Here is a 12,299-nt window from a genome sequence, read left to right as displayed (position 1 = left end):
GGGGCCCCAAGCCGCTCCGTTCAGGATGACGCGCCGTTGAGCTAAAGGCTATTGAGCGGTGTCGGGGAGTTTGTAGGGCTTGGAGAGCCATTGGCGGCCCTCATTCACGCAGCCCTGGGTGTTGTCGTTGGTCTGGACGGCTAGCCGGTACTCGTTGACTGCGCGGTCGCGCTGACCGGTGATGTCGAAGATCTTGCCCAGAGCGATATGGCTCCAGCACTCAGTCCATCGGGGTTCGCCGTCGCCCCGGAGGGCGTCGCGGTAGTAGTTCACGGAAGACTGAAAGTTGCGCTGCGTGAAGAGGACTTCGCCGATGCGGTAGTCGGCGAGGGAACTTTGGGAATTGGCTTCGAGCGCTTTCTGATATTCGGCGAGTGCGCCAACAAGGTCGTTCTGCGCGACTAGCTGCTGGCCTTTGAGGATTGCGATGCGGACCTGAAGGTCAGGCGATGACTTGAGCACCCAGTCGCCGGGATCGATGACGATGTGGCGCGGGCGGCCGAAGGTATCGACGACGTATGGGGAGTCGGTGCCGACGACGTCGATCTTCTGGTCTTCGGTTTTGCCGTCGGTTTCAACGCGAAGATCGACGGGCATGTTGAAGAGGTCGAGATCCTGGGCGATCTGGCCGATGGTCCGGAATCCTTTTCCATTGCCCAGGCGGTAAACGGCGTATTTGTTGGTGAAGGTGGGAGCTCCGGTGCCGTCGACCCATTGCGAGAAGAACGGGGTGAGCTGCTCCTGACTCTGGGATTCGGCCACCTTCACGAGGTCCGCGGTGCGGATGGATTTATCAGTGAATTGACTCAGCGTGCCTTTGAGTGTGGCGAGGAAGGCCTTGTCGCCGATCTCCCAGCGCAGCATGTGAAAGATCATTGCGCCTTTCTCGAGGGTCATGGACTGGAATTCAGGCGAGAAGGGGTTGAGGCGAGCGGAACTGGAAAGCGGGATGGTGTCATAGGCGAGCGCGCCGGCGGATACATCCTGGAGCGCAGCTTTCAACGCGCTTTTACCCTGTTCCTCTTCGACAAACATCAGCTCGCCGTAGCGCGACATTCCGTTGGTTATCCAGGAGTCGCTCATGGTTTTGGGGCTGACTTCCGATCCCCACCACTGGTGGGCGATGGTGTTGGCGAGCAGGCGTATGCCCGACTTGTCGCCGACGCGGGAGCCCATGATGGCGGCGAGTTCCGGCGCCCAGGTGGCGGGGAGGGTGTCATCGGGCAACTCAACAACGTTCAGGTGGCTTGATTCCAGTTCGCCGAAGCTGTCGGTGAAGAAGTCGAATTCCTTTGCTGCGGTCTGGGCGAGTTGGCTGGCAGCGGCCTGGTGAGCAACGGTGAGATAGACCTTTATGTTGCCCGCGCCTCCAGTGATGGGACCGACAAAGCGGCCCGCGATGATGGTTCCGGGAAAGCCGGGCCTGGTCCAGTTGAAATCAAACTGGTCGGCGGGCTTACCGTCGGCGAGCTTGGCGGGATGGGGTGCGCCCTGCGCTCCACTGGAGAGGACCTTCATGCCCTGAGGCACGCGAATGTGGATTTCGGCGGTGAAGCGGTCGGTCATGAAGCCGGTGGTCGGAAACCAGCGCGCGGGGTAGAGCAAATAAGTTATGGGTTCCTGGACGGCGGCAAGTTTCAGGCCTTCGATGGGGCCGTCTTCGGCTCCTGTAAGGGTGCCGTCGTAAGTGAATGTCCAATGAGCGGGCTTGCCGGCAGCCAGGGGGGCGGCGGGAGTGACCCGGATCGTGCCGTCGGCCGATCGCTCGCCAGTCAGCACCTTGCCGGAGTCATCTGTGATTTTGCTGACCTTCAAGGCGGGATGGAATCCGAAGCTGATCATTTCGGAGTTATCCGGCGCTGTGAAGGTGACGGTTGCCTTGGCGGCGAGATGATGAGTCGTGGTGTCGATCTCGGCATCGATCACGTAACCCGTGATATCGAGCGTGGCGCGTTCCGGCCGCTGCGCGACGAGAGGGTGCGACGCCAAAAAAACGGCGCCAAGAATCAAGATCGCAGCCAAGGGTCCCAAAGCGGTCACCAGCCCAAAATTGGAGGTTGCCACGGATCTGCGGACGAACGATTTGAGTTTCAGCATTCCCAGTATTAGACGCATTTTCTTCCCGTTCCCGGCTAGTTTCGATGTCATTCGCGCCGTCGTGCCAATTCAGGACTGTCGGATTCCGAGACCTGCAACGCGGCGCCCAACTCCCTGATAGTGATGCTTGCTACCCGGCTGATAGCTGTTTCCACCTCGTTCCCGAAGCCGGTCGGGCGCGGTGTCAGCAGGCTTCGAATGCGGGCCAGCTCTTTCATCATGGACTCGCGAGGTGGCCCGTCGGGTAGCAGGGGCTCGATTTGGCGGACGATATTGGCCGCAGTGAATGCAGCTTGAATGAGCTCTGGAACCACCAATTTGCCGGCGATCAGGTTAGCCATGGCGACGAAAGGGACTTTAACCACGTGCCGGGCGATTTCATAGGTGAGGGGCGAGACCCGGTAAACCACGATGAATGGGTTGCCGATCAGAGCCGCTTCGACAGTGGCAGTTCCGCTGGCGACCACGGAAGCGCGAGCATGCATCAACGCGGCGCGAGCATCTTCAACCATCTTTACGGGAAGGCCGTCGCCGTGATGTTTCACGAGTCCTGCGAGCATCTTGCGCTGGGAAACGTTGAGGGTGGGAGCGAGAGGGATGATGAATTCGAATTCCTTGCGCGAACCGCCGCCCCGAGGTCCACGAAGCGTGAGGATGCGGGCGGCGGCGAGCATTTGGGGGAGATTATCACCAATCTCCCTGGCGCGGCTGCCGGGCAACAGGCCGATCCAGGAGCGGGAAGGATTCAGTCCGCTTTCGCGGGCAAACTGGGTACGGGAGATCTCGGGCTGGGGGAGGTCGGCCAGCGGATGGCCGACAAACTCGGCTTCCACCCCGCGCTCGCGATAGAAAGACTCCTCAAAGGGGAAAATCACCAGCATCTTGTCGACGTACTTCTGCACGAGCTTGATGCGCTGCTTTTTCCAGGCCCAGAGCTGGGGGCTGACGAAGAAGATGACGGGGATATTGAGGCGGTGAAACTCTCGGGCCAGGCGGAAATGGATGTCGGGGAAGTCGATGAGGATGGCGATATCGGGGCGGCGCGTCTGGATTGCGCCTTTGAGTTTGCGGTACTCGCGGTAAATGCGGGGCAGGTGTTGAACAACCTCGGTGATGCCCATGACCGCCATGTCTTCAGAGTTGACGACGGGGTAAAGGCCTGCTTCGACCATGCGCGAACCACCCATGCCGACAAAGCTGGCTTGCTGGCCTTGTTCGGCAAGCTGGACACGCAGCTCTTCAATCAGCAATGCACCGTAGTGCTCGCCGCTAGCCTCGCCCGCCGATATGAAGATTGTGGGATCGGACAAACCTGGGCCTCGTCCCGCGCTGGGAACATGATAACGGGTGGGCGATGGAAAGACTTACCCTGATCAAGAGGGCGTGGGTCGCTGATGGCAATGAGAGACGGCAAACGTTGGCGAACGAGCAAACGGGTAGCGCCAAGGCCGCTGCCATTGCAAGCGTGCCGGTAACGACCGGCGATTTATGCGAAGGACGCTTCTTCTTCTTTCGCGATGCTGGCCGGGGAGCTCTCTTTCAGGCGCAGAATCAGTGCCTGCAACTCCATGTAATTCCTTCCGTCCTGAATCTGGCTGCCACTTACGGTCAGGAAGGACGAGCCATCGAGAGTTTCCTTCTTCAGGGTGGGCGCGAATCCGAGATGCTCGCCGAGGTGGGTCATGGTTGCAGTCCAGGCGACCGCGACTCTGTCACCTTCCGCAACAATCTCCCGCAACGTGAACCGAAGGTCGGGAAAGGCACCCAGGAACACGCGGTGTACGCTTTTGAAGCTTTCGGGTCCGACCAGAACGGAGTTCGGCTCGGGGAATCCGTAGGCTTTGCCTCCCGGTGCGTACATCTCATCGATTGCCGCTTCGCTCTGCTGGTTCCAGACTTCTTCAAACCATCGCCGCACCAATTCCTTGTTCGCTTCAGACATGCGGGACCTCCTGAGGCGGTAAGCATAGCAATCGGCGAGTGCGTGAACAAGGAGAATCGGATGGGCTGCCATGGTTATGGGATAAGCAACAGCTGATGCAGTTTCGGCTGAGGCGGGCGGCTCAGCCAGTCAATTCTGGTTTTGCGCGGCAGCGGGGAGGGGAGTGGTTGGCATGAGTTGAGGCGCCGGAGTGGGCGCTTCTGGTGCTGCGTCGATCAACGTGCGATCGAGTTCGGCGGTTCCGATGCGACCGCCGTTCTGGTCTTCGATAGCAATGCGAATTGTTCGAGTTCTCTTTGGGAAGGGGACGACGAGCTGGAAGTGAGAGGCTACGATCGGGAGCCTCGTCAGGTCCTGACTGGCGGTAGTAAGTGTGGTGTGTTGAACGCGCGAAGCCAGGACATTGCGGTCATTGCTGAGGCTGGCGGCGGCGATGACTAGGGGGACGCTATCCTTGCCGTCTTCTGTGGGCAGGAAATCGAGATTTATGGAATGCAGAAAGACGGTGAACTCGGCTGTTCTGGAGTCAGGATGGCGAACAACGTTGCCCAGGCTCAGGGAGAGCGAGTTGAAAGGAATTGCAGCGTGGATGGCGTCGGCAAGCTTGATCATCTGCTGCTGCTGCACATTGATGATGGCCTTGGCGTCGGGTGCGTAGTAACCGGCCTTTGTGACGGCATGGAGAGAGGGGTCGCGCAAGGAGACGCGCACGCGGCGGAATTTGCCGTCGGGATCGACGTAGTCCGGCTGATAGGTGAGGGTGTAGTAGATGGCGCCGAGTTGCTCGGAGCGCTTGATCTCGGCATCCACGTCGTTTCGGTTGTAAAAGAGCCGGCCGCCGGTTTCGTTGGAAAACAAGCCGAAATTAATGTCCCCGCTGAACGGGTCGTTGTCGCCGATGATCATTTGCGCCTGCTCAGCGCTCAAGGAAAAGCCGACCTCGCCCACCGAGAGGCCGGGATAGATGACAAAGAGGCTGATACGCGAGTCGACCAGCATATTTGTTGTCAGATGGACGTACTCCCTCAGCTTTTCCGCCATCGTAGCAGGAAAGGCGATGGTTTCAAGGTAGAGGTTGGGGCCCCCATGCCCGATCCATATGATGTTTTTACGGCCGGGAATGCCCCGGTTCTGCAGAGCAATCTGCTGAAGGGCATCGATGGATTGCGCGAATCGCTCCCAGAAGAAGGACCCACTCATGTGCTTGTAGGGAAGAGCGGCAGGGAGGTGATCGAGTGCATAGAGAAGATCGGCCCGGGTGCGCGTATAGCCCTGCAGCATATCGAGCGACTGATTTCCCACTACCAGCATTTCCGCAGGCGAGGTCAGTTGTTCAGGTTGGGCAAGAAGAAATTTTCGCGTTGAGTAGCGGATGTAAGCGAAATCTTCGAAGCTCGAATCGAGCAGATCGAGAACGAGGATAGTGACCGGGGCTTTGCCCTCCGGGTTTCCGTCGGAGGATCTTGCGTTGATGGTGTGAACCTCGGGCGGCTCAAACGAAAAGATTCGCTGGGGTTTCTTGTCCTCGGTAATGGTGAAGTCATCTTTGGTGAGGCCGGTGACGACTGGATGTCCCTTCTTGTCGAGCACGGTGACATCGAGGAAGACAAGAGATGAGGTAACGCGAAGAGTCGGAGCTGGAACGGATTGCTGCAGGTTGGATGGTTGCTGGCCGGGTTGTTGCTGATTCTTCTGTGCGGAGAGCGGAAAACATAGAACGAGGGATAGCAGAGTGGATAGTGAAAGCACTGCGTGCCGGTTTCCCATACGCGTCTCCCCTGGTGTCCTAGACGGTTGTTTGAATCCGCGGGTTTGGTCGAGCAGCAAAAACCTTTCCTGAGAGAGATTTCGGGTGATACACTCGGCGAGCCTGCACGGGCTGGCAAGGTCGTTTTCCCCTTTTGAATCGACTTTCCTCGAGCAAGCTAAAAATCATCGGAGGTCGACTATGCAGAACGGGAATCATGCGGAATCACCACTGAATCCAGGCATCGTTTTCGATATGGTACAGGCGGTACAACGAACGGCAGCACTGAAGGCCGCTATCGATCTGGACATCTTCAGAGCAGTAGGACAAGGACCGGGCGATGTGGCTTCGATTGCGAAGCACGCGCAGGCCTCGGAGCGCGGCATTCGGATTCTTTGTGATTTTCTGGTGATCAACGGTTTGCTGATAAAGGAAGGGAATTCCTACAAGCACACTCCAAACAGCGCTGCATTTCTTGATCCGACGTCGCCTGCGTGCATGGCTTCGGTGGCGCACTTTATGAGCCGTCCGGAACTGATTCAAGGACTTACCGGGCTTGCAGATGTGGTGCGCGCCGGGCGAACGCACCTTCCGGGTGAGGGCAGCGTGGAGCCGGAGAATCCTCTGTGGGTGGAGTTTGCGGAGAACATGGCGCCGATGATGGGTCCGATGGCGGGGCCGTTGGGCGCTGTGGTGCTGGAAGGGCACGAAGGGCCGATGCACGTGTTGGACATTGCCGCCGGGCATGGACTTTTCGGGATCGAGATTGCCAAGCAGAACAAGCAGGCAAAGGTGACGGGTCTGGACTGGGCTCCGGTGCTGCGCGTGGCGTTGAAGAACGCCGAAAAGGCCGGCGTGCACGACCGCTACAACATGCTGCCGGGAAGCGCGTTCGAAGTGGATTTTGGCGGCCCTTATGATGCAGTGTTGCTGACAAACTTTCTGCATCATTTTGACAAGCCGACATGCGTGGGACTGTTGAAGAAGGTTCATTCTTCTCTGAAACCGGGCGGCAGGGCTGCGACGCTCGAATTTATGCCGAACGAGGATCGGGTATCGCCACCGATGTCGGCCGGATTTGCGATGACGATGCTCACCACCACGGCAGCGGGCGATGCGTATCCCTTCAGCGAACTTCGCTCGATGTACGATGAGGCGGGATTCAGGGACGTGAAGGCGCACCCGATTCCGATGAGTCCGCATACGATTGTGATGGGGAACGCCTGAACCGGGACTGATAGGCACTAGCAGCTTGATGCGCAACCTTATGGTTGCGCATCAAGCTATTCTGCGGAATAGAGGCTTGTAACGAGATCGCGGACGATGGGGTAGCACTCGCATGCGGCGCTTTCCAAGCCTGGGCGATCGATGACCTGTATGCGTCCCCGGCTGTACCGGATGAGGCCGCTGCGCTGCAGGGTTCCCGCGGCGAGGGTGACGCTGGTGCGGCGGGCACCCAGCATTTCCGCCAGAAACTCCTGGGTCAGTTCAAAATGATCTGATTCAAGGCGGTCCCGTACCATCAGCAACCAGCGGGCGAGGCGTTCTTCGATCTCGTGGAGGCCATGGCAGGCTGCGAGCTGGCTCAAAATGAAGCCCTGGCTCTGTACACATTCCAGAATACGTCGAGCAAGCGGCGCCTGCGAGAAGAAAAGCTGCCGCAGATCAGCGAAGGGCATGCGCAGGGCTGTTCCTTCACTTTGAATGAAGGCCGTGGTCGGGGCAGGGGCGGGTCCGAGGAGGTTGATCGCTTCAACGAGACCTTCACGGCCGATTACCCCGACTTCGGCTCCGATGCCGTCGGACATGAAGGTAACGACGGAAGATATGCCGGAGGTCATGAAGTGGGCGAACGGGGGTGGCTGGCCCGGGTTGAAAAGTACTGTTCCGACGGGCAAGTCGACGGGTTGCAGGCGGGCGAGCAGAGACGATTTCAGCTCAGCCGGAAGGGCATTAATGATCAGATTTGATCGTTCGGCGGCCATTTTGCGGACATCCTTTGCGACAGTCGCAAGGGATTCCACCAACGGGGCGGGAAGAGTTGCGCTCAAAAAACACGAGGCCTATCGCTTGCTGGGGAAACTATATGCTCGTTACCCCACGTAAGAATGTTCAATACCGCACATAACTTCCGATTTTTATGTAAGTTAGATCACTTTGGCGGACAAAGGGATGGAGATGCGGAAGGTTGTGCCGTTGCGGGAGGGGCGGGTGGTGGAGCGGCTTCTGATGCGTCCATGATGCTTTTCGATGATGGATTTGGAGATTGCAAGGCCCAGGCCGGTGCCTCGCTCCTTTTTGGTGGTGAAGAAAGGCTCGAAGATCCTGGGAAGAATCGGGGCCGGAATGCCGGGCCCGTTATCGGCAAAGGTGACGCTCGCCTCTTCTGCGCAACGCCCCACTCGAACACACAAGGTTCCGTTTTCAGGCAGGGCGTCGACCGCATTGGAGATGAGGTTGGAAAACACCTGGAGCATGTCACCGGCGTGAACTTCAGCGGTGACGTCTGCCTTGAGTTGTTTGCGAAGGATGATTCGTTTAATAGAGATCTTCCTCTGATGCACGCGCAACGCCGCTTCAGCCAGCGTGGAGATGGCAACGGACTCCCGGGTTTCGGGAGACCGGTAAAGGCTGAGCGTCTGGCGGGAAAGCTTGGTGAGGGTGGCTAACTGCTCCTCAAGCATGTTGCTGTAGACGCGAACATGGGAGACGTTATCTGCTTCTTGTTGAATGAGATAGTTGAGGTTGTGGACCGCTTCGAGCGGGCCATTAATCTCGTGCATCACCATGGCCGCAAACTGACCGGCTATGACGAGCTCCTGGTTGCGGCGGAGGATGTCCTGGATTTCCTGCATGGTGCCGGGATCGGAAGCTGGGCTGATCATGAATCCTCCTTGTTCAACACTGGGGAGGATGCCATTTCCGGGGCATCAGCTTCTTGGAGGGAAGCGCCTCCACTGGCCAGCTTCTAGAGCTTCGGCAGAGTAGATTTCGACGGAAGAACGAAACCTGCTATGTCCGGTATGAAACATAGGATGTCAAGGTTCGGAAAAGGGTGGCCTGCAAGTAATTGACCGGTGGTGAATAGCGGGAATGCGACCTAGGCGGGAGAACGACGGGTGCGCGCGGCTGCAGCGAGTTCTTTCAGCAGCGGATAGGTCTGGTTCCAGTCGATGCATGCGTCGGTGATGCTTTGCCCGTGAACCGGAGGCTTGCCGGGAACAAGCTTTTGAGCGCCAGCGACCAGGTTGCTCTCAAGCATGACGCCGATGATGTTGCGGTTGCCGGCGGCGACCTGGGCGGCAACATCGCGGCAGACGATGGGCTGGCGCAGATGGTCCTTGTTGCTGTTGGCGTGGCTGCAGTCGATCATGATGCGCGGCTGGAGGCCGGCTTTTTCCATTTCCTCGGAGGTTTGCGCAACGGATTCCGCGGTGTAGTTGACCGTCTTGCGGCCGCCCCGGAGGATGATGTGGGTTTCGCGATTGCCGGTGGTGACGAAGATTGCCGACTGGCCGTACTTGGTGTGGCCGAGGAAGGTGTGGGAGTTTGACGCGGAGAGGAGGGCGTCGATGGCGACCTGGATGTCGCCCGAGGTGGCGTTCTTGAATCCGACAGGGCAGGAGACGCCGGAGACGAGCTGGCGGTGGACCTGGCTTTCGGTGGTGCGGGCGCCGATGGCTCCCCAACTGACGAGGCCAGCGATGTACTGGGGGGAGATCATGTCGAGGAATTCGGTGCCGGAGGGGACGCCCATCTCGGCGAGGTCGAGGAGAAGGTGGCGCGAGAGACGGAGGCCGTCGTTGATCTTGTAGGAGCCGTCGAGATGCGGATCGTTGATGAGTCCCTTCCAGCCGACGGTGGTGCGGGGCTTCTCAAAGTAGACGCGCATGACGATGTGGAGGTCAGCGGAGAATTCGGCGATTGCGGATTTAAGCAACGCAGCGTATTCAACGGCGGCGGTGGTGTCGTGGATGGAGCATGGGCCGACGAGGACGAGGAGGCGCGGGTCGCGATGAGCGAGGATGCGGGAGATGGCGAGGCGGGCATTGAAGATGGTGGCAACGGCTTCATCGCTGGTGGGGCGTTCCTCTTCGAGGAATACCGGGGGAAGGACTACCTTGGTCCATTGGATGCGAACGTCTTCGATGCCTTGATTCATGGATTCTTTCTATGTTTTGCGCACGTGCGAAGCAGGGAATTGGGATAGAGGTCTTTCTTTGAATTTATCAGTTTTGACAAGGGGGAGCCTGCGCATCAGGCGGAAAAGCAACTGCAGGTTTCTCCACTTCCTTCACTCCGTTACAGTCGGTCGAAATGACAGTGCTATTGGTGTCAGCGGCGGGATTTGCGCTTGGCGTCGGCGCGGGGCCAGTGCTGAAACTCGTCGGCGTAGAGTTCACCGTTGAGGTCGGCGACGCGCTGCGTGAGACGGGTCTGTGCGTCGGCGATGGCCTGGTTGTAGAGGACGGGGCCGATCTCTTCGAGGATGAAATTCAGGAGGAGGCCGGCGGGCATGTCGCCGATGGGATCGAGGTTTTCTTCGAAGTAGCGCTGCATGGAAGCGATGGCGTCGGTGCGTTGCTGCCGAGTGAGTTCAAGGGTGACCATGGGGTGGCTCCTGACAGAGATCCATGTTAAGTGATCCACTGCTGGTATTTGCCTGCGGATGACGAACACGATTGTGTGCAGCCTGTCACCTGCCTGGAATCGTCTTAGAGTTAGAGTGATGCATAGAAAAATGTGCAGTTACGATGCGGGAGAATTCGTGGGCCACAGAGACTCAGGGAAATTCAGACTTGCGGCTTTAAGCTGGGTTGCGGTTGCGTTGTTCATCGCGCTTCAGGGCTTTAGTGCTGGTGCGGTTGGGCAGTCGAGCCCGGCGACTGGAGCGCAGGCGGGCCAGCAGCAAGGGAGCGACGGTCCTGTGCTGACGGAGCGGCCGGCACCCAAGGCGAAGAGCCTGGTGATTCCCGAGGGCAGAATCAAGCTGGACGTGGTGGTGGAGGATAGCGAGGGAAGCCCGGTGACGGGACTGCAGCCCTGGGATTTTAAAATTGTCGACAATAACCAGCCGCGAAAGGTGTTGTCGTTCAGCGCATTCAGCGATGCGGGCGTGAGGCCTGATCCGCCGGTCGAAGTGATCCTGCTGATGGATACGCTGAACCTGCCTTTTCAGCAGGTGTCTTTCGTGCGTGGACAGATTGGCGACTTTCTCCGCCAGAATGGGGGGAAGCTAAAGCAGCCGGTGACACTGATTGTGTTGAGCGATGTGGGCATCCGGTTCCAGCCTCGGCCTTCGACGGATGGAAATGCGATTGCGACGGTCGTGGAGGGGATCAAAGGAAGCGTGAGCATGATCAACCCGGCGATGGGCGGAGACGGCTACGTAGAGCGCTTTCAACGCTCGGCGAGAGCTATGGATAATATCGCTCAAAACGAGGCGAGGAAGCCGGGCAGAAAGTTATTGATCTGGGTGGGGCCCGGTTGGCCGATGCTGAATCGGCCCGCGAATGGATACTCCGAAAAGGAGCAGCGGCGGAATTTTGACAACGTCATCGAGTTGTCGAGGGTTTTGCGAGAGGCGCGGATTATGGTCTACAGCGTGGCGCCTGCCACTGGAGCAACCCCAAACGCGCTTTATTACAAAGCATTTTTGAGTCCTGTGAAGACCTATCGCGACGCGGAATTTGGGGATCTTGCACTGAAAGTATTGGTGACGCAAACCGGCGGACGCATCCTCGGTCCGGATAATGATCTGGTCGGACAGATCAACCAGTGCGTCGAGGATGCGAGCGCGTTTTATCGGATCTCGTTTGATCCGCCGGTGGCGGAGCACGCGGATGAGTATCACGATCTGAGCATCGTGGTGAACAAGCCGGGCGTGACGGTGCGGACAAACTCCGGGTACTACAACGAGGCGGCAGCGCACTAGAGCGGGTTGCATACATGGCTTTGGGCAATCGCAAAACATTCTCAGGGGCTAGAGCCCGCTATCTATGCGCCTTTCGCGGCACGGCTGAAGCCGAGCCCTTTCAAAGCGGCATATATGCAACCAGTTCCAGGGGTGGCTTGGCGGGAGTGTCCCGTTCTGGTCGATCCTGATCTACGGGCGCAGGATGTGTTTCTTGCGGAGCAGCCAGACTCCTACGGAGACGGTGAGCCAGACGAGTGTGGCGAGCGGGAAGACCACGAAGGGGCTGGTGCGGGGCAACCGGACCCAGAAGACAAGGGCAAATCCGGCGAGGCCGATGCAACCCATGGCGGTGCCGAAGGCGTCGATGGCGGCGATGATGCGGCCGCGATTGGTTCCGTCGAAGCCGGCGCGGGCTTTGTGCTGTTCCTCATGGGCTTCGACGAGGCTTGCGCTGGCGGGGAAGATTGCCGGGAAGGCGAGAAAGAAGCCGCCGATGACGGGGCCGAATCGCTTCGCGATCAATCCTGCGATAACGCAGACTGTTCCGCCGAATGCGAAGCGGATGATCCACTCGTGGGGTTTAATTCCCTTGATTG

General features: G+C 58.7%; 11 protein-coding genes. 2 read left to right on the top strand and 9 right to left on the bottom strand.

All coding sequences use genetic code 11. From position 1 onward, the window contains the following. Nucleotides 1-48 precede the first annotated feature (48 nt). The 4 genes from WA354_RS13260 to WA354_RS13245 all read right to left on the bottom strand — a co-directional run bounded on the left by WA354_RS13260 (nt 49) and on the right by WA354_RS13245 (nt 5,806). Nucleotides 49-2,115 (bottom strand): M1 family aminopeptidase, encoded by a 2,067-nt coding sequence (locus WA354_RS13260; RefSeq protein WP_472813490.1) that lies wholly within the window; start codon nt 2,113-2,115, stop codon nt 49-51. Between the two features lie 29 nt (nt 2,116-2,144). Beyond that, on the bottom strand, nt 2,145-3,407 hold the full coding sequence (gene lpxB / locus WA354_RS13255; RefSeq protein WP_472813489.1) for a lipid-A-disaccharide synthase: 1,263 nt from the start codon (nt 3,405-3,407) through the stop codon (nt 2,145-2,147). 176 nt (nt 3,408-3,583) lie between these two features. Continuing rightward, complete coding sequence (locus WA354_RS13250) at nt 3,584-4,039, bottom strand: ester cyclase (RefSeq protein WP_472813488.1); 456 nt, start codon at nt 4,037-4,039, stop codon at nt 3,584-3,586. A gap of 129 nt (nt 4,040-4,168) precedes the next feature. Continuing rightward, nucleotides 4,169-5,806, bottom strand: a complete 1,638-nt coding sequence (locus WA354_RS13245) for a VWA domain-containing protein (protein ID WP_472813487.1) — start codon at nt 5,804-5,806, stop codon at nt 4,169-4,171. A 181-nt stretch (nt 5,807-5,987) separates the two neighbouring features. Here WA354_RS13245 and WA354_RS13240 point away from each other — a divergent pair, with 181 nt between their 5' ends. Beyond that, a complete protein-coding gene (locus WA354_RS13240) occupies nt 5,988-7,013 on the top strand; it encodes a class I SAM-dependent methyltransferase (protein WP_472813486.1) in 1,026 nt (341 codons plus the stop codon). Between the two features lie 56 nt (nt 7,014-7,069). On the opposite strand, the gene WA354_RS13235 is transcribed toward WA354_RS13240, so the two are convergent. The 4 genes from WA354_RS13235 to WA354_RS13220 all read right to left on the bottom strand — a co-directional run bounded on the left by WA354_RS13235 (nt 7,070) and on the right by WA354_RS13220 (nt 10,397). Further along, a complete protein-coding gene (locus tag WA354_RS13235) occupies nt 7,070-7,771 on the bottom strand; it encodes a Crp/Fnr family transcriptional regulator (RefSeq protein ID WP_472813485.1) in 702 nt (233 codons plus the stop codon). Nucleotides 7,772-7,933: 162 nt separating this feature from the next. Further along, complete coding sequence (locus WA354_RS13230) at nt 7,934-8,671, bottom strand: sensor histidine kinase (protein WP_472813484.1); 738 nt, start codon at nt 8,669-8,671, stop codon at nt 7,934-7,936. Nucleotides 8,672-8,886: 215 nt separating this feature from the next. Then, on the bottom strand, nt 8,887-9,948 hold the full coding sequence (locus tag WA354_RS13225) for a 3-deoxy-7-phosphoheptulonate synthase (RefSeq protein WP_472813483.1): 1,062 nt from the start codon (nt 9,946-9,948) through the stop codon (nt 8,887-8,889). 173 nt (nt 9,949-10,121) lie between these two features. Continuing rightward, on the bottom strand, nt 10,122-10,397 hold the full coding sequence (locus WA354_RS13220) for a DUF2164 domain-containing protein (RefSeq protein WP_472813482.1): 276 nt from the start codon (nt 10,395-10,397) through the stop codon (nt 10,122-10,124). A gap of 157 nt (nt 10,398-10,554) precedes the next feature. On the opposite strand from WA354_RS13220, the gene WA354_RS13215 reads away from it, so the two are divergent. Beyond that, nucleotides 10,555-11,721 (top strand): VWA domain-containing protein, encoded by a 1,167-nt coding sequence (locus WA354_RS13215; RefSeq protein WP_472813481.1) that lies wholly within the window; start codon nt 10,555-10,557, stop codon nt 11,719-11,721. A 171-nt stretch (nt 11,722-11,892) separates the two neighbouring features. Here the strand turns inward: WA354_RS13215 and WA354_RS13210 are convergent. After that, a partial coding sequence (locus WA354_RS13210; RefSeq protein ID WP_472813480.1) for a hypothetical protein occupies nt 11,893-12,299 on the bottom strand: 407 nt, incomplete at its 5' end.

The organism is Occallatibacter sp., assembly GCF_049802275.1.
Lineage (GTDB): Bacteria > Acidobacteriota > Terriglobia > Terriglobales > Acidobacteriaceae > Telmatobacter.
Note: the sequence above shows the minus strand (reverse complement) of the source record. Positions and strands in the feature narration are given on the sequence as shown.